General features: G+C 62.5%; 39 protein-coding genes. 23 read left to right on the top strand and 16 right to left on the bottom strand.

Annotation, left to right across the window (positions count from 1 at the left end; translation table 11 throughout):
- Positions 1-153 precede the first annotated feature (153 nt).
- Complete coding sequence (locus tag G9Q80_RS18010) at positions 154-465, bottom strand: helix-turn-helix domain-containing protein (protein WP_168246548.1); 312 nt, start codon at positions 463-465, stop codon at positions 154-156.
- A 138-nt stretch (positions 466-603) separates the two neighbouring features.
- Here G9Q80_RS18010 and G9Q80_RS18005 point away from each other — a divergent pair, with 138 nt between their 5' ends.
- From G9Q80_RS18005 to G9Q80_RS17985, 5 genes are all read left to right on the top strand, one after another.
- Positions 604-828 carry a hypothetical protein gene (locus tag G9Q80_RS18005; RefSeq protein ID WP_168246547.1) on the top strand — a complete coding sequence of 75 codons (225 nt, stop codon included), beginning with the start codon at positions 604-606 and terminating at the stop codon, positions 826-828.
- Between the two features lie 92 nt (positions 829-920).
- The gene (locus tag G9Q80_RS18000; RefSeq protein ID WP_168246546.1) at positions 921-1,607 is read left to right on the top strand and encodes a DUF1376 domain-containing protein; all 687 of its coding nucleotides are present in this window, start codon (positions 921-923) and stop codon (positions 1,605-1,607) included.
- Positions 1,534-2,049 (top strand): hypothetical protein, encoded by a 516-nt coding sequence (locus tag G9Q80_RS17995; RefSeq protein ID WP_210426228.1) that lies wholly within the window; start codon positions 1,534-1,536, stop codon positions 2,047-2,049. Before G9Q80_RS18000 ends, G9Q80_RS17995 begins: the two co-directional genes overlap by 74 nt.
- Entirely contained in the window at positions 2,039-2,632 is a 594-nt protein-coding gene (locus G9Q80_RS17990) for an MT-A70 family methyltransferase (protein ID WP_246870553.1), read from the top strand. Before G9Q80_RS17995 ends, G9Q80_RS17990 begins: the two co-directional genes overlap by 11 nt.
- Positions 2,622-2,840: a hypothetical protein gene (locus G9Q80_RS17985; protein ID WP_168246544.1), complete on the top strand. Its 219-nt coding sequence runs from the start codon at positions 2,622-2,624 to the stop codon at positions 2,838-2,840. Before G9Q80_RS17990 ends, G9Q80_RS17985 begins: the two co-directional genes overlap by 11 nt.
- 219 nt (positions 2,841-3,059) lie before the next feature.
- On the opposite strand, the gene G9Q80_RS17980 is transcribed toward G9Q80_RS17985, so the two are convergent.
- From G9Q80_RS17980 to G9Q80_RS17910, 15 genes are all read right to left on the bottom strand, one after another.
- Positions 3,060-3,356 (bottom strand): hypothetical protein, encoded by a 297-nt coding sequence (locus tag G9Q80_RS17980; RefSeq protein WP_168246543.1) that lies wholly within the window; start codon positions 3,354-3,356, stop codon positions 3,060-3,062.
- Positions 3,353-3,745, bottom strand: coding sequence for an HNH endonuclease (locus tag G9Q80_RS17975; RefSeq protein WP_168246542.1), 393 nt, complete (start codon positions 3,743-3,745; stop codon positions 3,353-3,355). Before G9Q80_RS17975 ends, G9Q80_RS17980 begins: the two co-directional genes overlap by 4 nt.
- Complete coding sequence (locus G9Q80_RS17970; protein ID WP_168246541.1) at positions 3,742-3,903, bottom strand: hypothetical protein; 162 nt, start codon at positions 3,901-3,903, stop codon at positions 3,742-3,744. The genes G9Q80_RS17975 and G9Q80_RS17970 overlap by 4 nt, the downstream gene beginning before the upstream one ends.
- A 2-nt stretch (positions 3,904-3,905) precedes the next feature.
- Positions 3,906-4,094, bottom strand: a complete 189-nt coding sequence (locus G9Q80_RS17965) for an Acb2/Tad1 domain-containing protein (protein ID WP_168246540.1) — start codon at positions 4,092-4,094, stop codon at positions 3,906-3,908.
- Positions 4,095-4,267: 173 nt separating this feature from the next.
- Positions 4,268-5,029, bottom strand: a complete 762-nt coding sequence (locus G9Q80_RS17960; protein WP_168246539.1) for a phage antirepressor KilAC domain-containing protein — start codon at positions 5,027-5,029, stop codon at positions 4,268-4,270.
- Between the two features lie 12 nt (positions 5,030-5,041).
- A complete protein-coding gene (locus G9Q80_RS17955; protein ID WP_168246538.1) occupies positions 5,042-5,422 on the bottom strand; it encodes a hypothetical protein in 381 nt (126 codons plus the stop codon).
- The gene (locus tag G9Q80_RS17950) at positions 5,422-5,781 is read right to left on the bottom strand and encodes a hypothetical protein (protein WP_168246537.1); all 360 of its coding nucleotides are present in this window, start codon (positions 5,779-5,781) and stop codon (positions 5,422-5,424) included. Before G9Q80_RS17950 ends, G9Q80_RS17955 begins: the two co-directional genes overlap by 1 nt.
- Positions 5,778-6,101 (bottom strand): hypothetical protein, encoded by a 324-nt coding sequence (locus G9Q80_RS17945; RefSeq protein ID WP_168246536.1) that lies wholly within the window; start codon positions 6,099-6,101, stop codon positions 5,778-5,780. Before G9Q80_RS17945 ends, G9Q80_RS17950 begins: the two co-directional genes overlap by 4 nt.
- On the bottom strand, positions 6,098-6,502 hold the full coding sequence (locus G9Q80_RS17940) for a VRR-NUC domain-containing protein (RefSeq protein WP_168246535.1): 405 nt from the start codon (positions 6,500-6,502) through the stop codon (positions 6,098-6,100). Before G9Q80_RS17940 ends, G9Q80_RS17945 begins: the two co-directional genes overlap by 4 nt.
- A 62-nt stretch (positions 6,503-6,564) precedes the next feature.
- Entirely contained in the window at positions 6,565-6,918 is a 354-nt protein-coding gene (locus G9Q80_RS17935; protein ID WP_168246534.1) for a hypothetical protein, read from the bottom strand.
- Positions 6,915-7,220, bottom strand: coding sequence for a hypothetical protein (locus G9Q80_RS17930; RefSeq protein WP_168246533.1), 306 nt, complete (start codon positions 7,218-7,220; stop codon positions 6,915-6,917). The genes G9Q80_RS17935 and G9Q80_RS17930 overlap by 4 nt, the downstream gene beginning before the upstream one ends.
- Positions 7,221-7,300: 80 nt before the next feature.
- Entirely contained in the window at positions 7,301-7,570 is a 270-nt protein-coding gene (locus tag G9Q80_RS17925; protein WP_168246532.1) for a hypothetical protein, read from the bottom strand.
- The gene (locus tag G9Q80_RS17920; protein ID WP_168246531.1) at positions 7,567-7,818 is read right to left on the bottom strand and encodes a hypothetical protein; all 252 of its coding nucleotides are present in this window, start codon (positions 7,816-7,818) and stop codon (positions 7,567-7,569) included. Before G9Q80_RS17920 ends, G9Q80_RS17925 begins: the two co-directional genes overlap by 4 nt.
- Positions 7,815-8,150 carry a hypothetical protein gene (locus G9Q80_RS17915; protein ID WP_168246530.1) on the bottom strand — a complete coding sequence of 112 codons (336 nt, stop codon included), beginning with the start codon at positions 8,148-8,150 and terminating at the stop codon, positions 7,815-7,817. Before G9Q80_RS17915 ends, G9Q80_RS17920 begins: the two co-directional genes overlap by 4 nt.
- Positions 8,147-8,392 (bottom strand): hypothetical protein, encoded by a 246-nt coding sequence (locus G9Q80_RS17910; RefSeq protein ID WP_168246529.1) that lies wholly within the window; start codon positions 8,390-8,392, stop codon positions 8,147-8,149. Before G9Q80_RS17910 ends, G9Q80_RS17915 begins: the two co-directional genes overlap by 4 nt.
- Positions 8,393-8,816: 424 nt before the next feature.
- Between G9Q80_RS17910 and G9Q80_RS17905 the strand changes: the two genes are divergently transcribed.
- The 18 genes from G9Q80_RS17905 to G9Q80_RS17820 all read left to right on the top strand — a co-directional run bounded on the left by G9Q80_RS17905 (position 8,817) and on the right by G9Q80_RS17820 (position 25,014).
- Positions 8,817-9,365: a terminase small subunit gene (locus G9Q80_RS17905; RefSeq protein WP_168246528.1), complete on the top strand. Its 549-nt coding sequence runs from the start codon at positions 8,817-8,819 to the stop codon at positions 9,363-9,365.
- A gap of 167 nt (positions 9,366-9,532) precedes the next feature.
- On the top strand, positions 9,533-9,778 hold the full coding sequence (locus tag G9Q80_RS17900; protein WP_168246527.1) for a hypothetical protein: 246 nt from the start codon (positions 9,533-9,535) through the stop codon (positions 9,776-9,778).
- A gap of 280 nt (positions 9,779-10,058) precedes the next feature.
- Positions 10,059-11,666, top strand: coding sequence for a terminase large subunit (locus tag G9Q80_RS17895; RefSeq protein WP_168246526.1), 1,608 nt, complete (start codon positions 10,059-10,061; stop codon positions 11,664-11,666).
- Between the two features lie 11 nt (positions 11,667-11,677).
- A complete protein-coding gene (locus G9Q80_RS17890) occupies positions 11,678-11,962 on the top strand; it encodes a hypothetical protein (protein ID WP_168246525.1) in 285 nt (94 codons plus the stop codon).
- Positions 11,962-12,375, top strand: coding sequence for a hypothetical protein (locus tag G9Q80_RS17885; RefSeq protein ID WP_168246524.1), 414 nt, complete (start codon positions 11,962-11,964; stop codon positions 12,373-12,375). Before G9Q80_RS17890 ends, G9Q80_RS17885 begins: the two co-directional genes overlap by 1 nt.
- Complete coding sequence (locus G9Q80_RS17880; protein ID WP_168246523.1) at positions 12,372-13,109, top strand: hypothetical protein; 738 nt, start codon at positions 12,372-12,374, stop codon at positions 13,107-13,109. The genes G9Q80_RS17885 and G9Q80_RS17880 overlap by 4 nt, the downstream gene beginning before the upstream one ends.
- Complete coding sequence (locus G9Q80_RS17875) at positions 13,106-13,543, top strand: hypothetical protein (protein ID WP_168246522.1); 438 nt, start codon at positions 13,106-13,108, stop codon at positions 13,541-13,543. The genes G9Q80_RS17880 and G9Q80_RS17875 overlap by 4 nt, the downstream gene beginning before the upstream one ends.
- Positions 13,536-15,839, top strand: a complete 2,304-nt coding sequence (locus tag G9Q80_RS17870; protein WP_168246521.1) for a portal protein — start codon at positions 13,536-13,538, stop codon at positions 15,837-15,839. Before G9Q80_RS17875 ends, G9Q80_RS17870 begins: the two co-directional genes overlap by 8 nt.
- Positions 15,836-16,282, top strand: a complete 447-nt coding sequence (locus G9Q80_RS17865) for a Gp49 family protein (protein WP_168246520.1) — start codon at positions 15,836-15,838, stop codon at positions 16,280-16,282. The genes G9Q80_RS17870 and G9Q80_RS17865 overlap by 4 nt, the downstream gene beginning before the upstream one ends.
- 23 nt (positions 16,283-16,305) lie before the next feature.
- The gene (locus tag G9Q80_RS17860; RefSeq protein ID WP_168246519.1) at positions 16,306-17,223 is read left to right on the top strand and encodes a hypothetical protein; all 918 of its coding nucleotides are present in this window, start codon (positions 16,306-16,308) and stop codon (positions 17,221-17,223) included.
- Positions 17,224-17,227: 4 nt separating this feature from the next.
- Positions 17,228-17,428 (top strand): hypothetical protein, encoded by a 201-nt coding sequence (locus G9Q80_RS17855; protein ID WP_168246518.1) that lies wholly within the window; start codon positions 17,228-17,230, stop codon positions 17,426-17,428.
- Between the two features lie 115 nt (positions 17,429-17,543).
- Complete coding sequence (locus G9Q80_RS17850; protein ID WP_168246517.1) at positions 17,544-18,638, top strand: N4-gp56 family major capsid protein; 1,095 nt, start codon at positions 17,544-17,546, stop codon at positions 18,636-18,638.
- 57 nt (positions 18,639-18,695) lie between these two features.
- The gene (locus tag G9Q80_RS17845) at positions 18,696-19,136 is read left to right on the top strand and encodes a hypothetical protein (protein WP_168246516.1); all 441 of its coding nucleotides are present in this window, start codon (positions 18,696-18,698) and stop codon (positions 19,134-19,136) included.
- Positions 19,137-19,203: 67 nt separating this feature from the next.
- Positions 19,204-19,752 carry a hypothetical protein gene (locus tag G9Q80_RS17840; RefSeq protein ID WP_168246515.1) on the top strand — a complete coding sequence of 183 codons (549 nt, stop codon included), beginning with the start codon at positions 19,204-19,206 and terminating at the stop codon, positions 19,750-19,752.
- A 26-nt stretch (positions 19,753-19,778) separates the two neighbouring features.
- Positions 19,779-20,468: a phage adaptor protein gene (locus G9Q80_RS17835; protein ID WP_168246514.1), complete on the top strand. Its 690-nt coding sequence runs from the start codon at positions 19,779-19,781 to the stop codon at positions 20,466-20,468.
- Positions 20,468-21,127 carry a phage adaptor protein gene (locus G9Q80_RS17830; protein ID WP_168246513.1) on the top strand — a complete coding sequence of 220 codons (660 nt, stop codon included), beginning with the start codon at positions 20,468-20,470 and terminating at the stop codon, positions 21,125-21,127. The genes G9Q80_RS17835 and G9Q80_RS17830 overlap by 1 nt, the downstream gene beginning before the upstream one ends.
- 12 nt (positions 21,128-21,139) lie before the next feature.
- Entirely contained in the window at positions 21,140-22,735 is a 1,596-nt protein-coding gene (locus G9Q80_RS17825) for a hypothetical protein (protein WP_168246512.1), read from the top strand.
- Complete coding sequence (locus G9Q80_RS17820) at positions 22,732-25,014, top strand: coiled-coil domain-containing protein (protein WP_168246511.1); 2,283 nt, start codon at positions 22,732-22,734, stop codon at positions 25,012-25,014. Before G9Q80_RS17825 ends, G9Q80_RS17820 begins: the two co-directional genes overlap by 4 nt.
- The last annotated feature ends 175 nt before the right edge of the window (positions 25,015-25,189 follow it).

The following is a 25,189-nucleotide window of genomic DNA, read 5'->3' as shown; positions in this document are numbered from 1 at the left end:
TGTGATTATTGCGTGGGCGGGGGTGGCATGTTCAGGAGGACGATTTGGAAGTCGGAATAAAAAAAGGCGCCAGTGGCGCCTGTAGTGGGAGCGATGATGAGGTTCTGTTGGGCCTTCTTCGGCGCATGACGCCGGAGCAGAAGGCTGAATTCGTCAGTCTGATGAAGAATCGCTATCCAGAACTGTTCGGGCGATAGCGAGGAACATTTCACGCTGTTTCTGCGACCCGGATTGGAATGCGCGCATAATTAGGTCCTCATCTTGGATGGAGGCGCCGGAAAAATCAACGAGATCAGAAGGGTCCACGCCAAGCGCCTTGGCTATTTCGTCCTGGCGCTTGGCCGTTAGATTTCGTTCTCCTGACTCGATTTGTGCCAGGTAAGGCCGACTGATTCCGACCTTGGATGCCAGTTCGCTTTGCTTAATCCCGAGGGTCTTCCTGACATCCGCAATCCTGATCCGCATACTGTCCTCATTGCTCAAGTTAGGTCATCAAAATACAGCGTCGTGTAACATATTGCGACGCGAAAAATAGCCGCCAAGCCTTGACTGTTCTGCTAATATGTTGCGTATTGCAAACTGTTTCAAGTGGCGGGGCAGCAAATGAACATCGAGCAATATGTTGAGCAATACCGGGCCGGGAACCCGAAGGCCAAGCTGGCTGAGATCGCGCAGCACCTCGGTCTGAGCCAACCCTACCTCAGTCAGATCCTCACCCAGGCCCGCGATCCGGGCCGTAAGACCATGCAGACGATTTACCTGCGGTCAGGCGGTTCAGTGACGATGGAATCGTGGCTGAAACGTCCGGCGCCCTCGGAAGGGGAATAGGCGACTGTCGGAGGTCTGATATGTCGCCAGCAGGGTATGACGCGGCTCGCGCCAGAACCAAGAGGCCCGTTCCCATTTGGGCCGACGCGCTCTTGCGCGACACCTTGCATTTGTCTGCCGAGGAAGTCGGCGCGTGGCATCTTCTCATCTATGCAATGTGGGCGCGGCCCACGCTGGACCTGCCCGACAACGACCGCAAGCTGGCAACGATCACTCGAATGAGCACTCGGAAATGGCGCGCGACCATTCGACCAGTCATGGAGCCGCTGTTTCAGGTGGCGGATGGGGTCTGGCGGAATCGTCGTTTGTCCGAGGCGGCCAGGCGCACCGAGGAATTTTGCATGAGCCAGAGCGAGCGCAGCCGTATGCGCGACGCGCCTTACCGAGGTGAGCCTCTGCCGCTGCCGGAGGTCGATCATCCCGCCGACGAATACCGATCAGCCCTTCTGCGCGCCTGCGGACTGCCGGCCAATCACCCCGGGCCGGTCGCGAATGAGGCGCAGATGGTCGAGGCCCGCCGCTGGCAGACCGATCTGGGGCTGTCCGTCACCACGATCACTGCCGAGATCGGCGCGGTCATGAACCGAAGGCGGGACGGAGAGCCTGTCCAGTCTCTCGCATATTTCACCAAGGCGATGGAGCGCGCCGCCGGGCGCCGGGACGACGCCGCATCCAAAGAAATCCAACCACGATCAGGAGGACGACATGACGGATATGACGCCCACGACATCGGCGCTGCCGCAGACAGGATCGCCGCGGCAAACCCCCGCCAAGGATAGGCCGAAATCTTCCGACGAGTCCCTGACCATCCAGATGATCCTGTCCCAGTTCTTCAGGCGCGAAGACAGCCCGGAGGTGCGCGCGATCGAGGTGGCCTCGTGGCGCCGCGTTTTGCAAGGTCGTTCGGCCATCGAGATACTGGCCTCATGGGAAGCGTACCAGGCTCACAGCCCGCGCGACCAGAACGGACGCCTCATCAAGCCCACGCCGCACGACATCGAGCGCCGTATCGCCCAGATGCATGGCGCCCCCGTCGATGGCGGAATCGTTGTCACGGGTCCGATGAAGGATGCGGCCAAGGCCATCATCGAGGGCGGCAATGTTTCGTCGTTCTGGGTCGATGGTACGGGCGGCGAGGATCTGTTGCGGGCTGGGCTGGTCACGCGGGCGGATCTGCGCGCGGCGCAGGACAAGCGGCGCCGGTGGTTCAATGAGCGGTGACGCCGACATGTCCAAGGTCGTGATCGAGTTCGCGGCGCTGCGTCCTGCCGGTGGCTTTGGCCTCATCATGGCCGATCCGCCCTGGCAATTCTCGAACTGGTCGGAAGCGGGCGAGGGCAAGAACGCCACGGCCCACTACGACTGCGAGCCGCTGGACTGGATCAAGGCGCTGCCGGTTGACGTGTTGGCCGCCGACAACTGCCTGCTGTGGCTGTGGGCCACGAACCCGATGCTGCCGCAAGCGTTCGAAGTCATGGACGCCTGGGGCTTCACGTTCAAGACCGCCGGCCACTGGGCCAAGCGCACGCGGCACGGAAAGCTGGCCTTCGGCACGGGCTACGTCCTGCGCTGCGCGGGCGAGCCCTTCCTGATCGGCACGCGGGGCAAGCCTCGGATCGACAGCAAGAGCGTGCGATCCGTAATCGAAGGACGGATCGGGCAGCACAGCGAGAAGCCGGACGAGGCATTCCTGGCAGCGGAGCAGCTGGTGGAGGATCGGCCGCGCATCGAGGTCTTCTCGCGGCGCAATCGCCCCGGCTGGTCGTGCTGGGGAGACGAGGTGGGGAAACTGGATGCCGTCTGACGATCCCTGGCTCGATCTGGACCTCCTGCGCGAACGGGCAGCTATCATCCAGGAGGGCGAGGGCTGCACGCGCTTCCTCGCGGAAAGCATCGCGGCCCGCGCCAACGGATACCGTGATTGGGTCCACGCGGAGTCGAACATCAGGAGGCGGATCAGTGAGAAGAAGCGGGCAGGCGGGAAAGTTGACCAAGGCCAAGACCCCGCATAGCGTAAGCCCCGTCGCAATCTGCAACGGGGCTTTTTCATGGGCACTCAAGGTCTACCGATTCCGTGGCTCGATCCGGGCTTTCTGATGTTCCTCGGCGTTTGCGTCGTCGGATACCTTGGTTGGAAGATCATCAGGGGGAGATAGAAACCCCGCTGCCGTGAGGCAGAGAGACGGGCTGCGTATCAGCAGCGGGGCAGCCCTCGGCTCATCCGAGGGGGTTCAGGTAGCCGGTCGTGGATTTGTCAGTGCCCGCGGCACCTTGTTGCCGACCCCAGCCGCTTCGGCGCCCAGGCGGGTAACGCGAAACAGGGGATATGGCATGACTTCGTTCATGAGATTGTTGCCCCCGGAGGCAAGCCCGCGATCCACCAGTCCCTTCCAGATCGAGACATCTTTTCCGCCTGCGGCAAAGTGGTTGCGGTAGGCCCATCGGCGCCGTCTGGACAGCCCGAGTGCGTGCAGGATCACGTCACGTTCCTTGTCGTCCAGCTTCATCTTTTCGTCTCGGCTGGTCATGTATCCTCCGATCTCAGGACGGTGCGGCCACCGATCTTGCGCTTGTAGATGTCGCCACGGTGCCCCGGGATGCGGGACCGGCTTTCGTTCTCGAACCCGAGGTGCTTTTTCTTCTTCCGGGCCACGCGCCCCTTTTCCTCGACATCGGCTTTGGTCTTGCGCGCGTGGCAGGCGGGCCGAAGGGCTTGCAGGTTCGATTCCCGGTTCTCGCCGCCGTTGATCAGCGCGCGTTTGTGATCGAACTCGATGACCTCGCCGCCGCGGCCCAGTTCCATGCCGCAGCCGCAGGCGCAGATGTGGTGCTGGGCAACGACGATCCGGGCTTTAACGCGGGGCGGGGGCGGGGTGTCCGGGCGTGGCCCGATCCATTCGTCGACAGAGCGGGTCACTTCTCGGACCTCACATTCTCTTTGATCCAATCCTCCCGTCGCTTAGCTTCGGCGTCGGCTAGATTGGCGGCTTGACGTAGACGGTTTGCCGCTGTGGCCCATGCGCCGTCTTCGGCGTACATTCCTGCCATTTGGACGAGTTCGTAAAAGCGATCCATCTTTAGCCTCCCTCAGCCTCGTTCTTCACGGGGCGGGTGCGATCCAGCCACATCATCGCCTCGTCCAGCTTGGTCTGAACCATCGAGCGCGCGCGGCTGTGCGGGAGCATGTCGAGGGTTGCCATTGCATCCGCGATGCTCTCGGAGGTCGCGTCTGCCCAGTCGATCCAGTCGATCTTCTTCTTGCTCATGTCATCGTCCTTTCCTGAAAATGCGCGGGGCCGGCTGGGGAGGAGGGGTGCCGGCCCCGCTGGTCCACGCGGGCAGGGAGGAGGAAAGCCCGCGCGGAATTAAAACGGACGACAGGGACCAGGACGGGAGCGAAGCGCCCCGGCCCCTGTCGCTCTTGGCGTTCCGTGAGCGGTTACACGCCAAGATCGCCCTGATCTCCGGGCTTCGGCACCTCGGAGATCAAACCTTCCTTGTAAAGTTTTTTACCAATAGCCACCAAGCCCTTGGGCGTGATAAGCACCTGCTCTCGCACCTTGTCGAACCCTTCACGGTCCTTGTAAGGGTGGGGTTTGTGTGTCAGGTGCCCGGACTGGATGCGGTTCTGGTATCCGACGAAACTCCGCGCTCCGGCCCGGCGGTAGATCCAGCGATCCCGCTGCAACCACGCCATGAAGTCCTTGGGCCTCATCTTCACGATCTTGGCTGTGTTTGTGGGCGTCATCGCGCCATCCGCCTCTGACAGCAGTTTCAGCGCCCCGACATCCTCGCTCATATCCTCGATCCGGGCCGCCTGGCGGCGCTTCTCTTCTTCCTGATCGGCCCAGGTGCGGGCCATTGCCACCGGATCGCTGAAATTCGGAAGGGCGTGCCGCTTTTCGCGCTCTGCTTCGAGTTCCTGCCAGCGGTCTACGATCCGTGCCGTGAACTCGGGGGAGAGTTGCGCCACCACCACGAAGCAATCCCTCTTTTCGAGGTAGTAGACCTGAACGGTGTGCTTCCGTCCGTGTCCGGTCTCGATTTGATCTTCCTCAGATTGAGGAAGATCAATCACGCCACGCTTCGCCAGTGTCTCGATCTTGCGCTTCACGTTGTCGTGGCGCTTTTCGACCAGTCCCGCGATTTCGAGGCTGCTCATGGTGAGCGGCTGGTCGGGGCTTTGCATTATCATGTTCATGGTTCACTCCCTTCACGCTCGCAGCCGCGCGAAGCGGCCCGTGCGCAGATGTTTGTCGAGATCCGGGCCGTTGGCCCATATCGCCCGGCGCGCGATGTCCGGATTGTCGATCGAGAACCGCGACCACATGGCCGACAGGCTTTGCGACGTGTGCGGGAACCCGCCCTCGCGCGTGGGAAAGCCCATCAGGATCATCCGTTCCAGGTCGACGGTTCGGGGCCATGCGTAGCCGGTGATGTCGAGGTTGCGGATCTCGTCCGGGCGGTCCTCATGCACGGCGATAAAGTCGTTCCGACCGTCATGCTCGTGCGTGATGAAGATGGCCCAGCCGTGCATCCGGTCGATCTCGTCGGCCACGGGCGCGTAGGCGGGGAGGACGGGGACAAAGTGCATCAGAATCTCCCTATCGAACGGCAGTACGGGCAATCGCGGACAGCCTGCCGCCTTGCGCCTTCTGCGGCGTTGGCCAGAGCGGCCTTCATGTCCTCGACCTGAGAGGCGTACTCGGTCGCCTTGCGCTGCCAGTAATCGGCAACGATCGACACATCGGCGCTGGGGGCGCAGTCGGGCGCGTCATCCTCTGCGATGAAGCTGATGCCATCGTTCGATCCGTCCGGGCCGTTCGGCATTCGCACGGCAACCTCATCGAGGCTGTACCGCCCGGCGTGCTCCTTAAGAGCGGTGTAGCCCTTGGCTTCGGGGCGATAGTAGAGGCCGCGCTTGAGGATGAGGAACTTGGGGTCGTCGCTCATTTCCGTTCGCCCAGCGATTTGATCGTTTCGTCGACAGCCGTTTTGACGCCCTGGTTTGTTTCCTCGATGAAGAACTCAAGAATAGGCGTGATGTCTTCGAGGGTGGGCATACGCTTGAACTCCTTGTAGAAGGCCGTCGCAAAGACCGCGTATCCCGCACTAGCGGTCGTAAAAAATGCGATAGCGCCGGCCTCGGAATCCGAATGGTGCAATTCTGATTTTGCCCTCATCATCGTTGAAAAAGCCGCTGCATAGGCTTTTTGGGCCTCATCTTCTGGCGCGTGCGTCGGGATGAAGTCGAAATCTTTGCGGTCGCTCATGTCGCCACCTCCTTGTCCATCGTGGTGATCTTCCATTCGGCCAGGGCGGCGCGCGTATCATCGACGCCGCGCACCACGGCCACGCGGTATCCCAGCGCCCGCAGTTCCTCGTGCAGAGCCTTCTGGTCCTTGTCCGGGTATTTGCCCTCGGCCTTCACCTCGAAGAGCATCACCGGCAGCGCGGTGCCGGGCAGGACCAGCAGATCGGGGAACCCTTTGACCGTGCCCTTGCGCGCCGCAGCCGCCAGTTCCTTGGCGAATTTCTTTCCGCGCTTGTTGATCTCGTTGCGGCTGTGGTGGACCACGGCCCACGGCAAGGCCGCGCACAGGTAGTCGTACACGGCGATATGCACCGGGGACTCCCGGTCAATCTTCCGCTTCTTGGGGAGGGCAATGCCCATGCTGCTCTTCTCCTTTGCCTGACGCATGGGATGGCGCCGCCGCGACGGCGCGCACCGATGCGTCAGCCGAACACGACCCCGCCAAAGGCGGCGCACTGGAACAGCACATCGGCGCTGCCCGCGTCCTCGTTCTCGTTGATCCAGTCGGCCAGCGCCCACGGCGCCATCACCGCGTTCCGGGCGAAGGTCTCGGCGCTGAAAAAGAACGTGTCGGTCTCGCTGCCGTCATTGGTCAGCGGATAGGTGCCCTTCACATGCCACGATCCCTCGTAGCTGGACGCCTCGCCGTAGGGGGTGCGGGTGTCGAGGCCCGCGTAAACCTGCACGTCGCTGGCCCAGTGCCCGATGCCGGTCTCGATGGCGGTAATCATCAGGTCCGCGATTCTCTGCGCGGGCATGTCGATGGTGATTTTCATGCTGCGGCACCCGCTATTGTCGGGGCCTCGGCCAAGCACGACATGCCGGGATGCCACGGCAGCGGCTCCCACAGCCGCCCGTTGTAGGAGATCCGGGCGATGTGCTGGCCGAACTGGTCGAAAACCTCGCCTGACGCGAAATCGGACCCGCCAAGGCCGCTTTCGTCGCGCCATGTGATGTAGGCGGCCTGAGCCTCTTCGAGGGTGAGGTGCCCTCTCGTCCAGACGACGCAGCCCTCGATCTGCAAGCGCAGGTCGTAGCGGGTGCGCTCGTCGGCATTGTAGTTCGGCAAATGCTTCATGGGTTCGCTCCTTTCGGGTTCATGCGGTTGGCGCATGGCGCTGCCGCCCCGCCTTTCGGCGCAGGGCGACAGACGATGCGTCACTCGGCGGCGATCTTCGGTTCCTCGTAGTGGGTGAGGATCGGGGGGTGGCCGTTCCGGTCCTCGATCACGGCAAGGTCTCCCTGCTCGATCTCGGTCCAGCGTGTGTTCGGCGCGGATGTCTCGCCGCCGATCCCGAGGCGGATGAACCCCGCCCCCTTCTTGGCGAACAGCTTGTTGCCGCGCGCGTACAGTTGGGATTGCTGGTAGACGCCGCCGGTGCGGATAAGGACGAACGCATCCTCGATGATGGTGAAGAACCGCGTCATGCCGCCGCTCCCTGCGTCTGCCGCTGCACCTGACCCAGCGGGGTGATGCGGCTGCGGTCGCTGTTCTCGCGGGTGACGCCGTAGGCCATGAAATGTGCCCGCCCGGCGTTGCTGTTCTGCTCATGGTCGCAGGCGATGTCGCGCACGTTGTCGACGGCGCCCTCAGCCTCTTCCTTGGTGGAGTAGGGCCCGGCGAGGAAATACGCGCGGCGCCCGTCGACGGCGGTGACGTAGAAACGATCCATCATGCTGCCACCTCCCGGTCAGGACGGGCTTCAAGGAACCGTTGCATGGCAGCAGCCAGTTCCTCGGTGGAGTAGTTGTGGCAGTCCATGTGGCCGGGCGTGCCATCGTCGTTGTCCTCGCCCAAATCGAGGCCGTGGATGCAGCTATCGGCCATCGCATCCGCCAGAGTGATGAGGTTGGCCCGAATGGCCGGGCAGTCGCCCTCGCAGGCGATGATGTCATCGACCTGAGCGGGCGAGTTCTGGCCGCCTCCGGTCATGTATTCGTAGGCGATGGCATCGAGCATCAGGTCGCATGTGGCGAACTCGACATTCTGGAAAACGTAGCCGCTCATGCCTCACCTCCGTAGCCTGAGAACTGGCGCAGGATTTGCTGTCCCTCGTCGTATTCGGCCTGCGTGAGTAGGTCGCCGTGCGTCAGCAGGAACTCGTCCAGCGAGACGACATCGGCGCACATGCGCGCGACGTAGCGACGGGCGATTTCGTGCCAGTCGAGGGGGTCGCCGCATCCGAGTGCTTCGGCGCGGATCATGCCTCCCAGGCGAGTCTGATGGTCGGGTGTCGTGGTCAATTTCATTGCTTCGCTCCTTCGAGATTTGATGTCTCGAAGGTCAGCATAATGCAACATGTAGCAATTTGCAACACGCAAACGAGAGGATCTGGAGCCGGAGCCTGACGAATTAAAACGCGAAATGGTCGTCTTTTTTCGCACGCAAATGGGTGTCGAAATTTACGCGGGTTATAATGGTGTAAGGTATTGTAATCACTCAATCAGGTGTCATCCGTGGATGGAGCCACGGTAGAGCCGCGGGATGATCCGGGGATTATCCAACCCAAGAGTCCAACAGTAGATAGTGGTGGGGCGCGTGTGCGCACGCGCCTGCGCGCAGTTTGATGTGTGGTGGTGGAAAAACAGGGTGTTAAGGCGAGACGCTTGGAGATCGCTGTGCAGCGTGCTACGAGTTAGCAAAGAGCGACACGTTGCACAGGTCGAGATCACCATGCCCCGCCTCAAGAACCCCAAGCACGAAGCCTTCGCCCAAGCCCGAGTTGCCGGGATGTCAACCGATGCCGCCTACGAGGAAGCAGGCTACAAACCGCACCGGTCCAACGCCGCTCGATTGAGCGCAAAAGATAGCGTCCAGCAACGCATCGGGGAGTTGCAGGAGGCAGCAGCAGAGCGCGCCGAAATGACCGGCGCAGAGGTGCTGAAAGAGATCGGGCGCGTGGCGTTCAGCGACATCCGCCGCTTCTTCGATGAGCATGGCCGACTGATCGCCGTCCACGACTTGCCCGAGGACGTGGCCCGTGCCGTCCAGTCGATCAAGGTCTCGCACAAGGCCGTCCCGGGCACTGATCCCGTCGAGATCGAGCATGTCTCCGAGATCAAGTTCTGGGACAAGAACAGCGCGCTGGAAAAGCTGGCCAAGCACTTCAAGCTGTACGAGGCCGAGGACAAGGGCAAGTCGCCCGTCGATGCGTTCCTGGCGTCCCTCATGGCCGGTGCGAAGCCGCTGCCCGTCGCCTCTCAGGAGGGTGACGATGTTTAGCGGAATCGGGGGGAAAGCGCCCGGCGTCTCAACCGGAAATGCCATGAGTGAGTGGAGGGAGCGTCAAGCGTTTCTCAGCCACGAGAGGTCCCAAGCCGTGCGATGCGAGGGCTGCGGCGCTCCTCTCACCTCGTTCGTTTGCAGCTACTGCACAGGCGGCAGCGACGATGACTGATCCGATCATCAAATTCGCAGGCGGTAAGCGCGTTGCCGTCGAGCCAGACAAGGCGCTTGTGACGATCCGTGGCAAGCACCACGTCGAGCGCGTGCCGTTCGACCGCCTGGACAGCCGCATGGCGCTCTACAAGAGCCTGCACGCCAAGCGGCCCAAGTTCTACCTCGATGCCATCAAGGCCGTGCAGGCGGCGCAGGATGTCGTCGCGGACCTCACATCGCGGGGCGCGACCCCGTGAACCAGTTTGCCCACCAGACGCAGGATTCATGCACCTGTGCGCCGTATCTGGCGGGCAGGGGCGCAGCGCGTGCAACCGCTGCGCCCCAATTCCACCCTGACCGATACTTTCTAGGCGCCGCAGTCAGCACGGCGCCTCAACAAGGCTGGGCTGATATGTCGGATCGGTCAGGGTCGATCGTGACGACGGCCGACGAAGCCCAGCAACGCACGAGGACCACGCGAGAGGTGGGAGGGCAGCATACCACGGCCCGACATTGCGCCATGAGGATTGGCGCCTGATGGCCGCGGCGGCTCAAGCTGCGGCCATCGAGCCGATCACGGAGGATTTCGACCCGCAGACGCGGGAGGACCTTCTGAGGGCGCTACAGGACCCGATCTGGCGCCTGTATTCGGGGCGTCTCTACAAGATCATGACCAAGGCCGACGAGTTCCAGGACGGGTCCGTGATCCCGTTCAAGCCGAACAAGGCCCAGCGTGATTTCGTCAACGCGCTCCACTACCGAAATGTGATCCTGAAGGCCCGTCAGCTTGGGTTCACAACGCTGATCGCCCTGATGTGGCTCGATCACGCGATGTTCGTGCCCAACCAGCGCGTCGGCATCATCGCGCACAGCCTCGAAGACGCCGAGGTGATCTTTCGGGACAAGGTGGTGTTCGCCTACGAGAACATGCCGCCCGAGGTGCGCGCGATGTTCCCGCTCAAGAAGAAGACCGAGAGCGAGATCCTGTTCGCGCACAACGGGTCCTCGATCCGCGTGTCGACCTCGATGCGCTCAGGCACGATCCACCGCCTGCACGTCTCGGAAATGGGCAAGATCGCCGCCAAGTACCCGCAGAAGGCGCGAGAGATCGTGCAGGGCTCGCTCCCGGCAGTCCCGTCGCATGGCATCGCCATCATCGAGTCCACAGCCGAGGGCAAGGCCGGGTATTTCTACCAGATCGCCACCAGGGCCGAGAAGCGGGCGATGATCCCGCGCCGCCTGGGCGTCAAGGAGTTCAAGTTCCACTTCTTCCCCTGGCACCAGATGCCGACCTATGTGGCGCCTGCCAACGACAACACGCCCATCAGCGCGACCCAGCACAAGTATTTCGACGAGATCGAGGACAAGATGGGTATCTGCCTGACGCTTTCGCAGCGTCGGTGGTACGTCATGACGCTCGAATCCGAGCAGGCCGGCGATGCCGAAGGCATGTGGCGCGAGTATCCGTCCACGCCCGAGGAATGCTGGCAGCGCAGCGTGGCGGGGACCTATTACGCGCCGCAGATCGCCCGGGTCCGGGCCGAGAAGCGCATTGGCCACGTCCCGTTCGTCAAGTTCGTGCCCGTCCACACCTTCTGGGACATCGGATCGGGCGACGGCACGGCGATCTGGCTCATGCAGCATGTCGGCCAGCAGTATCGGTTCCCGATGTTCATCGAGAACTGGGCGCAGGGCTACGAGTTCTACGTCAACCAGCTGCGCGAGACGGGCATGGTGTTCGGCACCCACTACCTGCCGCACGACGCCATGCACGAGCGCCAGCAGAAGCACAAAGTCGGCAAACCGATAGACGATCTGCAATCGCTGGCCCCGGATTGGTCGTTCAGCGTGGTGCCGCGCGTGGACGACATCCAGCACGGCATCCAGATGACCCGGCAGAAGTTCCACCTGTGCTGGTTCGATGAAGAGGGCTGCAAGGAAGGGTTCGAACACCTCGAACTCTACCACAAGAAATGGTCGACCCGCGTCGACGACTGGATCGACGAACCCGAGAAGCAGGACGGGCACAGCGAGGCTGCTGACGCCTTCCGCCAGTTCGCCCAGGGCTACGACGACGCCGCCAATTCCTCCGAGAGTCCATATGACACGCTGTCGAAGATCCGGCGGCGTGCGCCAACCTACTGAAAGGAAACAGAATGGCAGGTTGCATCGTTCAGGTCTGGTTTGAGCCGGAGACGGAAGTGCCCGGCGGCGCAAAGCGCGCGCCGTTCAAGGTCATCGAGACCGAAATGCCGGATTTCGCCACCTTCTGCGAGATGGTCGAGTCCGACCGGCTCATCGGTGGCGCGATCCTGTGGACCCGCAAGGGCATCGAGAAGGGGCACCAGATCATCAACGATCGCCAGCCCTGCGCCTTCCGTGGTTCGTCCGTGCTGCGCTGCGAACTGCCGCGCTGGACCTTCTCCGAAGGGGAGGTCTGATGATGGACGAAACCCATGACCCAAAGCGCAAAGTTGAGGTCCGCGTCGAGCGTACCTTGGACGCGCTGCGCGATTTCATGATCTCTGAGTTCAGCGATGTCATCCACGACGACAGCGTGGCCCTGATCGCCGAACTCCATGAGGAATTGCGCCTCTGTCGGAAGGAATTGGCGAGATCCGAGAAGCACCTCGTCTTCGAGGTGAATGAACGGCGGGATGCCGTGCGGCAAAAGAACAAGATCGAGTCGCAAGCCCGCGCCATGCGCCAGCACGTCCGCAAATACTTGGACGCAAAAACGGAACTGAATTTCAGCGCGGAAACCAGTCAAGGCGCGCCAAGTGCCGCTGTCACCAAGAAGTACGTCAAGGCTGAAGCGAACCTGCGTGCCATCGCAAGGGAGGCGCACGAATGACCTCCGAAACTGACAAAACGCCCAATGACACGACCGAAGAATTGCGGGAGGGTGGCTTTCTTCCCGATGGCCGGACGGTGTTCTTTCTGACCGAGGATGAGGCCGAGGAGCTCTCCACGATAAGGGCATACCGAGCGGACGACAACGACTGCTCTGTCGACTGGTGGTTGACTGCGCAGAATCTCAAAGAGGGCCTGTGCAAGATCAAGGACGCGCTGAAAGTCGAGGGCGGAACCGTCGATGACGCGCTCAGGGCCATCAGCAAGCTGCGGATGCTGGCCGACGCCGGGCGGCGTGAGATCGAAACCCAGGCGCACACCGTTTTCGACAACCTGTTGAGGGATCTCCAAGAGCGGCACGGCGGACCGGTGGGCGCAGATCATGAAGCAGACCTGAGTGAAATCAGGGCTGTGTTGCGATTGGAAGACGCCACGCCGTCCGAAGTTCTCGAAGAGATCCGTGAAATCACCCGCATCTACGACCGCCTTCCGAAGGACAAGAATGGCGGAATGATGTGGGCTTATTACGGAGCCGCGTTCAACCTCGGTGACGAGGTGTGCGTTCCCCTTGGATCGACGGGGCACTACCTCGTTGGCATCGTTGTCAGGGTCCACCTCTCGGCAGAAGAGACAAGCTACTGCGTCAGATTGGACCGGGCGCCAGATGTCATTCGCACATTCACGGAGTCTGATCTCGAACGGGCTGTGAGGCCGAATGTCGAGGTGCCGGAATGACCCTCAAGCCCATCCTCGACCTCGCCTTGCAGCACAGCCAGCGGACCTTTGGCGACATCACGGCCATCTTCACCTGGAACCTGCACACCGACCGGCCCTGTTGCGCCCTCGTTCCCACCTACACGCCACGCCACCACGAGCGCATTACGCCGTTCGTGGTCAGCGTCGACATGGCGTTCGAGTGGGACGAGGCCACAGGCGACCCGGCCTATTCCGCGCACGCGACTTACCGGGCCTGCAACGCCCTGGGCATGAACCCGTCGCCCAAGTTGCAGGTCCGCATCTTCAACATCATCAACGATTGCCTGTCCGACCTCCTGCGAATGCCGAACGCGCCGCGTTTCTCCGAGGGCGAGGTGGTGGCCGATGCCATCGCCCGCGATCCGGAGACCGGCAAGACCATCCACGAAGCCGAGGTGATCGACCATGTTTGAGACCGATGACGACCCGCGTTATGCACGGCAGATGACATCTGGACCGTTCAAGCGGGGGAGCAACCCGTGGGACCGCGTTCAGACGGCCCCGACTGTCACGCAGCAGGTCGCACGGTCCAAACTGGACAAGGCCTACGCCACCAACCTGCACGACAGGCTCATCAACCACTACCGGCGCGAGATCCTGCGGCAGGAGAGCCATCGGCGCGAGGTGGCCAAGGACTTCGATTTCTATGACGGGCTGCAACTGTCCGACGAAATGATCGCCCACATGCGGCAGCGCGGACAGACGCCGCTGGTGTTCAACGTGATCTCCAACGTGGTCAACTGGCTGTTGGGCACCGAACGCCGGGCGCGCACCGACTACAAGGTGCTGCCACGACAGGAAGACGCCTCCAAGGCGGCCGAGAAGAAGACGCAGCTGCTCAAGTACCTCAGCGACATCAACCGGACGCCGTTCTCCGTGTCCAGATCCTTTGCCGATTCCGTCAAGGGCGGCGTCGGATGGATCGAGGACGGCGTACAGGAAGAGGACGAGGGCGAGCCGATCTATTCGCGCTACGAGTCCTGGCGCAACATCATCTACGACAGCGCCGGCACCGAACTCGACATGTCGGATGCCCGGTACATCTTCCGCACCAAATGGACGGATGTCGACGTGGCGCAGTCCATGTTCCCAGACCGAAAGGCGCAGATCGAGCATTCCTCGACAACCTCTCTGGCCCTGACACGCGCGCTGGACATGATGGGCGATGAGGTGATGGACCGCCGCGAGATCGAGGCGTCCGAACGGTCCTACTCGACAGATGTGAACGGGCTGTCCGAGCGTCACCGCGTCAGGCTGATCGAGGCATGGTTCCGCATCCCCGTCGAAGACAAGTATGTGCGCGGCGGCCAGTTCAGCGGCGAACTCTACGACAGCCGGTCCCCGGGCCACGTCCAGGATGTCATCATGGGCCGCGCGACCGTGGTGCCCAAGGTGCGGATGCGGATGCACGTCGCCATCATGACCGAGGAACACATGCTGTTCCTGGGCAAGTCGCCGTACCGGCACAACCGTTTCCCGTTCACGCCGATCTGGTGCTACCGCCGAGACCGCGACAACCTCCCGTATGGCCTCGTGCGCCAGATGCGCGACCCCCAGATCGACATCAACAACCGGGCGGCCAAGGCCCTGCACATCCTCAACAGCAGTAAGGTCGTCATGGATAGCGGCGCTGTGAAGGACATGGAGAAGTTCGAGGAAGAGGTCAGCCGTCCAGACGCGATCATCATCAAAGAACATGGAAAGGAACTGATACTCGATGCCGACCGCGGCATGGACCAGTCCCACCTCGACATGATGGGCCGCTCGATCCAGATGATCCAGCAGATGAGCGGCGTCACCGACGAGAACATGGGCCGCACGACCAACGCGACATCCGGCAAGGCGATCACCGCCCGGCAGGACCAGGGCGCGCTGGCTACCGCCCCGATCTTCGACAACCTGCGGCTCGCCAAGCAGATTTCCGGCGAAAAGAAGCTGTCGCTCATCGAGCAATACATGACCGAGCAGCGCCAGTTCCGCATCACGAACATGCGCGGCAACCCGCAATACATCCAGATCAACGATGGCCTGCCCGAGAACGACATCCTGGCGACCAAGGCCGATTTCATCATCACCGAAGACGACTTCGCCGCCACCATCCGGCAGGCGCAGGTCGAGGAACTGATGGAGTTGCTGGGGAGCCTCGCGCAAACCGCGCCCGAGGTGGCGATTGCCGTGCTGGATCTGGCCGTCGAGACGATGGACATCCCGCAGCGCGAAGAGATCGTGAAGCGGATCCGCCAGATCACCGGCCAGACCGACCCGGACGAGGACCCGAACAACCCGGCCCCCGAAACCATCGCTCGCCAGCAGCAGCAGCAGAAGGAACAGGAGTTCAACGAGGCGATGGCGCAGGCCGAACTGGCGGCCAAACAGGCAGAAGCCCAGAAGAAGGCGGCAGAGGCCGAGAAGATCGCTACGGACATTCGCAAGCTGACCGCCGAGATCACCCGTATCCTCACGGAGACCACCGGGAAGGGCGTTGAAATGCAGGTCCGGGCCCTCGAAGCCGGGGCGCAGATCCTCGCCGCCCCGGGCATCGGGGCCGTGGCCGACGAGATCCTCGACGGCGCCGGTTTCCAGGACAAGTCGGACCTCGCCAAGATGGCCCGCGCCGGGAAGGTCATCGGGACACCCAGCGCGCCCCCGCCGGCACCGCAGCCGATGCCGCAACAGCCCACTGAACAGCCCCAAGGAGTGCCAGCATGAAGCTGACCAAAGCCCACCTCGAATCCCTCGTGGTTCAAAAGACCTTCACCCGCCCGACGCCGACCATGACGATCTGTGTCATTACCGTGCCCGGCAACGCGCAGGTTGCGGGCGAAAGCAACGTTATCGACCCCGCCAACTTCGACGCCGCGATTGGCGAGAAGATGGCCTACGAGGACGCCATCGAGAAGCTGTGGCAGCTTGAGGGCTACGCGATCAAGCGCCAATCATCGACGGTTCTGAGCCGGGCCGCCCGCGCCGGATACCAAGCCGAACGCGCGGCACAGGTCGAGGCAGACGGGCGGGAGCCTGCACCCGACTGGGCCAATCTGTCGGAACCCGCTGCGCGCCTCGCACTTGAGGACGCGCGGGCCGTCTTTGGCGGCAACGCCCCGGAGCATCACGGCCCGGTATTCCGCGCCGCTGTTCTCGCCTTCACCTGACACTTCCCTGAAAGGAGCCTGACATGGCTAAAATCATCGAGTCCCTGGCCGACCAGCTGACACCGGAAGAGGTGGCGGCCTACGAAGCCGAGGACGAAATCAGCGCCGAGGAAGCGATTGCCTCGCTCAACGATGCGCGTTCCGACCCGGATGATGACGACCCCGACCCGAAGGAAGACGACCCGGAGGACGACCCGGAACCCAAGTCGCAAGCCGATGACCCCGATCCCGAGGACGACCCGGACCCGCAGAAGCAGGCCGAGCCGCAGGTCGATGTCAAGGCGCTGGAATCCGACCTCGAAGAGATCGACGCCCAAATCGACGACCTGGGCGAGAAGCGCGAAAACCTCGAAATCACCGCCGAGGAATACCGCAGGCAGATGCGGGAGTTGAACGACAAGCGCGCGCCGCTGGCCTACCGGTTGCAGCAGGAGGGCGAGAAGGTCGAAGCGTCGAAGACGGAATGGGCCAATTCCGTGCGGTCCTACTTCACCAAGAACGCAGGGCTGAACGATGGTGGCGAAATGCTCCAAGCGTTCGACCGTGCCGTGCGTGCGATCACCGGGAACCCGAAGTTCGACGCCCTGTCGAATGACGAGGTGCTGGTTCGCGCTCACACGCTGCTCGAAAAGCAGGCCGATGTCCTGGGGCTGAAAGTGCCGCCGGTCAAGATCGAGACCAAGGGTAAGCAGAAGGATGGCCAGAAGCCCAAGGCCAAGGACGCGAAGCCGAAAGAGGGCGATGACGACGATGCACTGGGCGGAACCGTGCCCACGCTCGCCAAAACGCCGGCCTCCGATGTCGGGCAACTGGACGACAGCCCCTATGCCCAACTCGAAATGATCGCCCAGAAGGGCGATGCCATCGCGCTGGAAGAGGCGATGATGCGTCTCCCGCCCGAAAAGCGCGACGAGTTCGCGTCCCTGTACCTGGAGGACTGACGGCATGGCCAGCGGCAACATGACAGCACTAATTCGTCAGATGTCCGCTGGCGATGCAATCGTGGTGGGGTCCGGCCCGGATACAATCGTCATCCAGGTGAAAAAAGCGGGCGACTCCACCATACGGCTCTGCGTCATGGCGCCAGAGGAAAAAAAGATCGCCCATGCGAGGCATGGAGAACTGATCACCTCAAAGACCCGATAAGCGACATGTAGCATAAAGGCGCTTTTCAGATATGGCCGCCATGTGCTACCTGTAGCAGACATATAGGGCACAAGATGTGCTCGTGCTGGTTCAAATCCCACACGAGGACACATCTATGTCTCAAACCGTTATCCCTTGGGGCGACCCCAAGGCTGTCAAAAAATGGTCGGCCAACCTTGCCGTTGATATGCTCGACAAGAGCTATTTCAACACCAAGTTCATCGGCAAGGGCACCAACAACATCATCGAAGAGAAGAAGGATCTCGAATCCGACCCCGGCGATCGGGTGTCGTTCGACCTCTCCGTGCAGCTTCGCAAGGCGCCCACCACGGGCGACAAGCGCGTGAAGGGCAACGGCGAAAACCTCAAGTTCTTCACCGACGAAATCATCATCGACCAGGCCCGCCACGAAGTTTCGGCTGGTGGTCGCATGACCCGCAAGCGCACCGCGCACGACCTGCGGCAGGTGGCCCGTGACCGTCTGGGCGACTACTGGTCGAAGTGGCAGGACGAACTGTTCTTCATCTATCTCTCGGGTGCGCGCGGCATCAACGAGGACTTCATCGAAGATACCGCCTATGCCGGCCACGCGACCAACCCGCTCCGTGCCCCGGACTCGCAGCACCTCTTGTACGGTGGCGATGCGACCTCCAAGGCATCCCTCGTCGCGGCTGACGTGATGACGCGCAACGTGATCGAGCGCGCCGTCACCCGTGCGCGCATGATGCGTGCCAAGGACCCGGCGACCGCGAACATGGTCCCGGTTAAGATCGGCTCCGAAGAGCATTACGTCACGGTCATGTCCCACTACCAGGAACACGACATGCGCAATGCCGCCGGGTCCGAGTGGCTGGACATCCAGAAGGCCGCCGCCTCCGCCGAGGGCAAAAAGAACAAGATTTTCACCGGCGGCCTGGGGATGATCAACAATGTGGTCCTGCACAGCCATTCGTCGGCCATCCGGTTCGATGATTACGGCGCAGGGTCCGATGTCGAGGCCGCCCGCGCGCTCTTCATGGGCCGTCAGGCCGGGGTCTACGCCTGCGGCATGAAGAACGGGCGCTTCGACTGGTCCGAGGAAATGGAAGACCGCGGCAACGAGCCGGTCGTCACCGCCGGGACCATTATCGGCGTGAGCAAGACCCGGTTCAACAACCGCGATTTCGGCGTCATGGCGATCGACACCGCCGCCACCGAGCCGACCGGCTAAGGCCTTATTGGCGCGGCCTGAGAAGGGCCGCGCTCATCCCCCAAAGGAGACCCCTTCATGACCATTTTCGTCTCTCGCGCCGCGTCTCATGGCAACGTCCCGACCCCCGGTCAGGCCGGTGTCATCATGATTGCGGAGTTTACCCACACCATTGACGCGGCCTATACCGCTGCCACGCCCGACATCATTGAGATCGGCGTGCTGCCGGCCTTCGCAAAGCCCGTTCGCATGTCGATCACTGGCGGCGCACTGGCAGTCAGCACTGCCGATGTCGGCCTCATGTCTGGCGATCCCCAGGATGACCAGTCGGCCCGCACCAGCGGCGATGAGTTCCTGAGCGCAACGAGCATCGTCAGCGCCACGCAGGACGTGCCCATCGAAACCTGCATGGAAATCGCGCCTGTGGCCTACGACCGGGGCATCGGCGTCAAGCTGAGTGCCGACCAGACAGCCGGTGCGACCAAGACCGTGACGATCCGCATGGAATACGTCCTCTAAGGCCGTCGACCAGCCCTCAGCCCTCGCGGGATGTCGCGGGGGCTTCTGCAATCAAGGAGATTTCGCCATGCTGATCCGCTGCAAGATCGAGCGCCGCGCCGGAACCCAGGTTTCGCTCGATGACACCACCTACAACTTCCAGCCCATCGACCCGGACAAGCCCCGCTCGCCGCATGTGGCGCTGGTCGAGAACGAAGAACACATCGCCCGCCTTCTGTCGATCTCGGAGGCCTACGTCTTCTTCAAGGCGGATGCCTCCCAGCCCGCGCAGGACCCCGCGCCGCAGCCCGTTGTGCAGCAGCCGGTGGCCCAGTCGGCCCCCGCTCCGCAGCCCGCTGCGCCGTCTGAACCCGAGCCGGATCCGGCAGAGGCGTTCTCGGCCTCATCCAACGCCGGGCACGATGCGATGCAGGCCATCCTGTCTGATCCGTCGAAGGCAACCGAGTTCGCCGCCGATCAGGCACATGAGTTCCTGTTTGGCCGCAAGCCGAACGGTCGCGCGCACCTCGATACGGTGGTCGTCAAGATCATCGAAGGCGCCGCGCAGGAGGAATACATCGACGCCTCCGATGTCGAAGACCTGAAAGCCAAGGCCGAGGCCGCTCTCAGCAAGTAACCTGAAACAGGAAGGGCCGACTCGTCATGTCGTTCACCGCAAAAGACGTTCTCTGGGCCTGCCGCACGGCCCTTCTGGACGCCAACAACACCCGCTGGACCCTTGAGGAACTGCGCGTCTACCTGAATGCGGGCCTCAAGGAGATCGCGTTCCACAAGCCCACGGCTGTCTCCGAGAACACCGTCATCGACCTCAACGAGGGCACCTATCAGGAACTCGCGGACGGGAGCCAGTTGCTCCGGGTCGTGCGCAACATTACCGCCGAAGGGCCGCCGCGTGTGGCAGGCAAGAACATCACGCCCATTGACCGCTCGATCCTCGACAGCCAGGTGCCGGGCTGGCACCAGACCAGCGTCGTGCCGTTCTCCGCGACCGTCACCCACGTCATGACCGACGAAATGAACCCGCGCGTCTTCTACGTCTACCCGGGCAACACCGGGCTGGGGAAGATCGAGGCCATCGTTTCGACGGTCCCGGCACCCGTGGCGGCCCCGGCAGATCCGCTGGACATCGACCAGTATTCGGCGGCCATCGACTTGCCCGACCTCTACGAGAACGTGCTGCGCGACTATGTGCTGTACCGCGCGTTCCAGAAGGACGTTGACGTGCCCGGCGCCGCACAGCGGTCCACCATGCACCAGCAGAACTGGATGTCGGCTCTGGGGATGCGCCAGCAGGTCGAAATGCTCGCCAATATCAACACGGACACGAAGTAATGGTCGCGGCAACCGTACCGCTCGAACAGTTCGAGCCTCTGGTTCGCCCCTATGCGCGGGACCTTCCCGTGCCTGTCGCTCGCCGCCTTCTGCGGCGGGCGGCCATCGAGTTCTGTGAACGCACCCGATGCTGGCGTGAGATCATCACCGTCACCGTGGACGAGCAGAACGAAACGATTGTCACCCCGTCATATGCCACGATCCACCGCATCGAAGAGGCGTACTGGGAAGACAACGTGAAGCTGATCCCGACGCAGTATACCGAGGTGACGCAGACAGAGCGCCAAGCCGAGGGCCTGCCCTGCTATATCGCTCAGATGCACCCGAACACGGTTCAGCTGATCCCGTACAGCGCGGGCACGCTGACGATCTCAGCATTCCTCAAGCCCATCGAGGGGACCTCGATGCAGTTGAACGTGGCAGGGGACGTGGAGGACGCACTTGATGTCGTTCCGGCCTTCCTCCTGGGGCAATTCGGGCAGCAGATTTCCTATGGCGCGCTTGCCCGCGCGCTGATGATCCCCGACCAGCCTTACACGGACCCGCGCAGTGCCATGCTCTACCAGGGCAAGTTCGACGCCGCCTGCACGGACCATTTCGCATCGAACATCACGATGCAGCACCGGCCACCAGCCCGGACGCGCTACCAAGAATACTGACGGAGAACCGCCATGCTCTATCGCCTCACCCAGTTCGCAGGCGAGATCCCGCGGCGTGACCCCGACTTGCTCCCGAAGGGCGCCGCAGAGGTCGCGGAAAACTGCGATTTCGCCTCTGGTGCCCTGCGCTCGATGTATTCGTCGGCGGCGGCCACGATCCTTGGCTCTGCCGCAGACGACTTCATCGCCTATGACGGCGCGTGGTTCGCCTATGATGACCACACGACCTATGCGCCGGGGCCGGTAGATGACAACCGCCTTTACATCACCACCGTTGGCAAATCCCCGAAGCTGCGCGAGGTCGATAGCGCAACCGTTCATGATCTGGCCATCCCGACGCCGACCGCCGCGCCGCTGGTCACGGTCAACACCGAGCCAGTCGATGACCCGGACGATCCGCTGCCCGTCGAAACTGTGCTGTTTGCGACGACATGGGTAACGGACCTGGACGAAGAGTCCTTGCCCAGTCCGACATCGGAACCCCTCGATATTCTGGAAGGAACGACGCTGAACGTGTCCATCGTGGACAACGCCGCGCCATCAGGAACCCGCGTGAACCGGATCCGTGTCTACCGCTCTGCCACCAGCGCAACGGGCACCACCGGCCTGTATTTCGTCAAGGAATTGTCCGTGGGCACGCCGCTCTATGTCCACGACATCGAGACAGACCCGACGCAAGAACTGATCCCGTCTGCCGACTATGATCCTCCCGTCGCCACGCTGGAAGGAATCGTGCCCATGCCGAACGGCATGATGGCCGCGTTCTCTGGCCGGTCGCTGTATTTCTGCGAGCCGTACATCCCGCACGCCTGGCCCCGCAAATACGCCCTGCGAACGGAATACGACATCGTGGGGCTGGGGGTGTCTGGCAACTTCCTCATCATCATGACCGAGGGCACGCCCTACATCGCGCAGGGGTCGCACCCGGACAACGTGATCCTCGAACGCCTGGACGTGAACCTGCCGTGCCTGTCGAAGCGCGGTATCGTGGATATGGGCCTTGGAGTGGCCTATCCGAGCCATGACGGGCTTGTGCTGGTGTCTGGTCCCAATCCGCAGGTCATCACGCGCGACATTTTCGACCGCAGGGAGTGGCGAGCGCTCAAGCCCGAGACCTTCAGGGCCGGGTTCTATGATGGCCGGTATGTGTTTTCCTACACGCCTGGGGCAACGCGGATCACCTCGATGATCGACCTGACCGGGGAAATCCCGGGGTTCGTCCGAACGGATGTGGCGGCAACATCCTTTGCCTATGACCTCGTGAGCGGCAAGCTGTTCTATTCGGACGGGACGACCGCCATCAGGGAATATGCGTCTCTGTCTGCGGCCCCGGCTGATCTGGAATGGAAAAGCAACGTGATCCACCTGCCTGTGCCGCAGAGTTTCGGCGTCGTCCGCGTGGATGGCGAGCAACTGGCGCCCGGGTCGTCGTTCTCGATGACGATCTATGCTGACGGGGCGGCCCGTACCACGATCACCAGCCTCAACCAGATCGAGCGGTTGGCCTCTGGCTATGCCGAGAAATGGCAGATCGAGATCACGGGGGCCGTCAAGGTGACGCGCGTTTCCCTCGCAGGCGGGCCCTCTGAACTGATGGGGGCAGGATGAGCGACGACCTGTTCAACTGGAAAGGCCGGGTTTCTGTCCCGGATGTCCCGGATGTCTCGCCCGGTTTGTCCCGTCTGTCCAGCGCCGACCAGCTGGCCGAGGCCCGCAGGGTCTTTGCCCCGGAGCCGAAGCCAATTCGACCGCCAGCGGATCGAACGCCGCCGCCGACAGCGCCGACGCGCACCAGGGACCACACAACCGAACAGATGACGCGCACCCAACGCGACGTGCAGATCCTTGCCGGCCGCCGCGGCGACCGTGACCTGCACGCCGTCCGCTGGGGCGACATCGACACCATGATCGGTGAATTGGCCCAGCGGTTCCAGAACACGAGCGGGGAACTGATTACCGCATTTGGCGGCCTGCCATCGTCTGAGATTTCCAGGCGGATTACGACGACGATCAACTATGTCGACGCCGAGGCCGCCGCCGCGATTGCCGAGGCCGAGGCAGCGATCGACACGGCCAAAGCCGAACTCACCACGCTCTTCGAGACGGATGTCGCTGAGGCCCGCGCCGAGGCTGACGCCCTCTTTGCGTCCCTCAACACAAGGTTCGACCAGGAGATCCCGAGGATCACAACGGCAGAACAGCAAATCGACGATTTCGCTCTCGCCCTGTCGTTCCTGGCGTCGCGTATCCAGCAAACGGACCAGCGCGTTGCCGATGCCGGGGTCTATGTCGACCCAGCGGACGGCAGCGTAAAGATCGTCGGTTTCGAGCAGGTCGAAAACCGGGTCGCCCTGGCTGAGGTCCGTGTCGACGCAGCAGAGGCAGAAATCGTCTCGCGCGTGACCTACGCCGAAATGAACCAGGCGATTTCAGAGGCGGTGTTGGATCCCGAACAGATCCCGATTCTTGATGACTTCGAGTTGCGGCTGAACACTGTCGAAGAGGACATCGACGCTGTGAACGCCTCCATCACGGAAAAGGCGTCCACAACGGTCGTCGATGGGATAGACGTTCGATTGCAGAGCGCCGAGACCGAGATTGACGCCCTCGAAGCGGAGATTGTGCTGAAAGCCGCCGCCTCCGACCTGACGGCGGTGGACGCGCGCCTGACCGGTGCCGAGGTCGTGATAGACGCGCTCGATGTGCCGGCCATCACGCAGACTGTCTACGATAGCCGACTGGCCTTCGATGAACTGGACGAGGCGAACATCAACTCGCTCCAAGACCTTCTGGACGCTTACAAGGACCGGGAGGCCGTCAGAGAGGATCTGGCCTTTGCGCGTCAGGAGATAGCCGCCGTCATCAATGATGAGCGTGAGGCCACAGCCGCCGCCCGGCTTGAACTGGTCGCATTGATCGACGCGAACTCTGCCGCGATCACCGTAGAACAGGCAGCGCGCACCGACGCTGACAGCGCGATTGCCGCGTCCCTGACGGAGATCCAGGCCGATGTCGATGCGAACTCAGCGTCGATCAGCCAAGAGCAGATCGCCCGGACCAACGCCGACGACGCGCTCGCCGCCGACATCACCACCCTGACAGCAGATGTGGGGGACAATGCGGCAGCGATCACCGCCGAAGCCGCCGCTCGTGCCAACGCAGACACGGCGATCACAGGTCAGATCAACACCCTGTCCGCGACAGTAGGACAGAACACCGCTGATATTTCCTCCGAAGAACTGGCCCGCGTGAACGCCGACGACGCGCTCGCCGCCGACATCACGGCTTTGGCGGCTGATGTGGGTGACAACGCCGCCGCGATCACCGCCGAAAGCGTTGCCCGCGCGAACGCGGATTCCGCCTTGAGCGGACAGATCACCACCCTGACGGCAGATGTCGAGGGCAATACGTCAGCGATCACCGCCGAGACGGTCGCGCGAACCAACGCCGACAGCGCGCTGGCAACTGACATCAGCACATTGCAAACAGACTTCAACGGGATCGAATCGAGTGTGACGACCCAGGGCAACGCGATCTCGACGCTCGAATCCTTCGCCGCCGCGACCTATACGATCCGCGCCGTCGCGGGATCGGCAGAGGCGCTGCTAGAGGTGGTGGCCGCCGACGATCCGGTGAACGGCCCCGTCAGCGCGTTCCGGTTCGACGCCGATGCCATCCTCTTCGACGGCAGCGTGCAGGCCAAGCACCTGGACGCCGACAGCGTGACGGCAGACAAGATCAGCACCACGTCGCTTTCCGCGATTAGCGCGGTCATCGGTGAACTGAAGAGCGCGGAGACCGGTGCCCGGTTTGTCCTCAAGACGGATGCCCTTGAGGTTTACGATGCAAGCGATGTTCTGCGGGTGAAGATCGGAAATCTGACATGAGTTACGGCTACCAGATCAATCGCGCCGATGGCACCGAGCAAGTCGGTCCTGACAACACCGTGTTTCGGCACCTGGTGACGGAGACATTCACCTTCGACGCCGACGAGACACGGTATGTCGATGACATTCCGAGCGACCTGTTCACGGTCCAGATCACACCACACGCCGCAGCCAA

It is taken from the genome of Mameliella sp. LZ-28, assembly GCF_012274245.1.
Lineage (GTDB): Bacteria > Pseudomonadota > Alphaproteobacteria > Rhodobacterales > Rhodobacteraceae > Antarctobacter > Antarctobacter albus.
The sequence above is the reverse complement of the archived record's forward strand: the minus strand, read 5'-3'. Positions and strand labels throughout refer to the sequence as shown.

Excerpts from the sequence above, each read along its gene's own strand:
- G9Q80_RS18010 (WP_168246548.1), bottom strand. The coding sequence starts at position 465 with ATGCGGATCAGGATTGCGGATGTCAGGAAGACCCTCGGGATTAAGCAA.
- G9Q80_RS18005 (WP_168246547.1), top strand. The coding sequence starts at position 604 with ATGAACATCGAGCAATATGTTGAGCAATACCGGGCCGGGAACCCGAAG.
- G9Q80_RS17995 (WP_210426228.1), top strand. The coding sequence starts at position 1,534 with ATGACGGATATGACGCCCACGACATCGGCGCTGCCGCAGACAGGATCG.
- G9Q80_RS17990 (WP_246870553.1), top strand. The coding sequence starts at position 2,039 with ATGAGCGGTGACGCCGACATGTCCAAGGTCGTGATCGAGTTCGCGGCG.
- G9Q80_RS17985 (WP_168246544.1), top strand. The coding sequence starts at position 2,622 with ATGCCGTCTGACGATCCCTGGCTCGATCTGGACCTCCTGCGCGAACGG.
- G9Q80_RS17980 (WP_168246543.1), bottom strand. The coding sequence starts at position 3,356 with ATGACCAGCCGAGACGAAAAGATGAAGCTGGACGACAAGGAACGTGAC.
- G9Q80_RS17970 (WP_168246541.1), bottom strand. The coding sequence starts at position 3,903 with ATGGATCGCTTTTACGAACTCGTCCAAATGGCAGGAATGTACGCCGAA.
- G9Q80_RS17965 (WP_168246540.1), bottom strand. The coding sequence starts at position 4,094 with ATGAGCAAGAAGAAGATCGACTGGATCGACTGGGCAGACGCGACCTCC.
- G9Q80_RS17960 (WP_168246539.1), bottom strand. The coding sequence starts at position 5,029 with ATGAACATGATAATGCAAAGCCCCGACCAGCCGCTCACCATGAGCAGC.
- G9Q80_RS17955 (WP_168246538.1), bottom strand. The coding sequence starts at position 5,422 with ATGCACTTTGTCCCCGTCCTCCCCGCCTACGCGCCCGTGGCCGACGAG.
- G9Q80_RS17950 (WP_168246537.1), bottom strand. The coding sequence starts at position 5,781 with ATGAGCGACGACCCCAAGTTCCTCATCCTCAAGCGCGGCCTCTACTAT.
- G9Q80_RS17945 (WP_168246536.1), bottom strand. The coding sequence starts at position 6,101 with ATGAGCGACCGCAAAGATTTCGACTTCATCCCGACGCACGCGCCAGAA.
- G9Q80_RS17940 (WP_168246535.1), bottom strand. The coding sequence starts at position 6,502 with ATGGGCATTGCCCTCCCCAAGAAGCGGAAGATTGACCGGGAGTCCCCG.
- G9Q80_RS17935 (WP_168246534.1), bottom strand. The coding sequence starts at position 6,918 with ATGAAAATCACCATCGACATGCCCGCGCAGAGAATCGCGGACCTGATG.
- G9Q80_RS17930 (WP_168246533.1), bottom strand. The coding sequence starts at position 7,220 with ATGAAGCATTTGCCGAACTACAATGCCGACGAGCGCACCCGCTACGAC.
- G9Q80_RS17925 (WP_168246532.1), bottom strand. The coding sequence starts at position 7,570 with ATGACGCGGTTCTTCACCATCATCGAGGATGCGTTCGTCCTTATCCGC.
- G9Q80_RS17920 (WP_168246531.1), bottom strand. The coding sequence starts at position 7,818 with ATGATGGATCGTTTCTACGTCACCGCCGTCGACGGGCGCCGCGCGTAT.
- G9Q80_RS17915 (WP_168246530.1), bottom strand. The coding sequence starts at position 8,150 with ATGAGCGGCTACGTTTTCCAGAATGTCGAGTTCGCCACATGCGACCTG.
- G9Q80_RS17910 (WP_168246529.1), bottom strand. The coding sequence starts at position 8,392 with ATGAAATTGACCACGACACCCGACCATCAGACTCGCCTGGGAGGCATG.
- G9Q80_RS17905 (WP_168246528.1), top strand. The coding sequence starts at position 8,817 with ATGCCCCGCCTCAAGAACCCCAAGCACGAAGCCTTCGCCCAAGCCCGA.
- G9Q80_RS17900 (WP_168246527.1), top strand. The coding sequence starts at position 9,533 with ATGACTGATCCGATCATCAAATTCGCAGGCGGTAAGCGCGTTGCCGTC.
- G9Q80_RS17895 (WP_168246526.1), top strand. The coding sequence starts at position 10,059 with ATGGCCGCGGCGGCTCAAGCTGCGGCCATCGAGCCGATCACGGAGGAT.
- G9Q80_RS17890 (WP_168246525.1), top strand. The coding sequence starts at position 11,678 with ATGGCAGGTTGCATCGTTCAGGTCTGGTTTGAGCCGGAGACGGAAGTG.
- G9Q80_RS17885 (WP_168246524.1), top strand. The coding sequence starts at position 11,962 with ATGATGGACGAAACCCATGACCCAAAGCGCAAAGTTGAGGTCCGCGTC.
- G9Q80_RS17880 (WP_168246523.1), top strand. The coding sequence starts at position 12,372 with ATGACCTCCGAAACTGACAAAACGCCCAATGACACGACCGAAGAATTG.
- G9Q80_RS17875 (WP_168246522.1), top strand. The coding sequence starts at position 13,106 with ATGACCCTCAAGCCCATCCTCGACCTCGCCTTGCAGCACAGCCAGCGG.
- G9Q80_RS17870 (WP_168246521.1), top strand. The coding sequence starts at position 13,536 with ATGTTTGAGACCGATGACGACCCGCGTTATGCACGGCAGATGACATCT.
- G9Q80_RS17865 (WP_168246520.1), top strand. The coding sequence starts at position 15,836 with ATGAAGCTGACCAAAGCCCACCTCGAATCCCTCGTGGTTCAAAAGACC.
- G9Q80_RS17860 (WP_168246519.1), top strand. The coding sequence starts at position 16,306 with ATGGCTAAAATCATCGAGTCCCTGGCCGACCAGCTGACACCGGAAGAG.
- G9Q80_RS17855 (WP_168246518.1), top strand. The coding sequence starts at position 17,228 with ATGGCCAGCGGCAACATGACAGCACTAATTCGTCAGATGTCCGCTGGC.
- G9Q80_RS17850 (WP_168246517.1), top strand. The coding sequence starts at position 17,544 with ATGTCTCAAACCGTTATCCCTTGGGGCGACCCCAAGGCTGTCAAAAAA.
- G9Q80_RS17845 (WP_168246516.1), top strand. The coding sequence starts at position 18,696 with ATGACCATTTTCGTCTCTCGCGCCGCGTCTCATGGCAACGTCCCGACC.
- G9Q80_RS17840 (WP_168246515.1), top strand. The coding sequence starts at position 19,204 with ATGCTGATCCGCTGCAAGATCGAGCGCCGCGCCGGAACCCAGGTTTCG.
- G9Q80_RS17835 (WP_168246514.1), top strand. The coding sequence starts at position 19,779 with ATGTCGTTCACCGCAAAAGACGTTCTCTGGGCCTGCCGCACGGCCCTT.
- G9Q80_RS17830 (WP_168246513.1), top strand. The coding sequence starts at position 20,468 with ATGGTCGCGGCAACCGTACCGCTCGAACAGTTCGAGCCTCTGGTTCGC.
- G9Q80_RS17825 (WP_168246512.1), top strand. The coding sequence starts at position 21,140 with ATGCTCTATCGCCTCACCCAGTTCGCAGGCGAGATCCCGCGGCGTGAC.
- G9Q80_RS17820 (WP_168246511.1), top strand. The coding sequence starts at position 22,732 with ATGAGCGACGACCTGTTCAACTGGAAAGGCCGGGTTTCTGTCCCGGAT.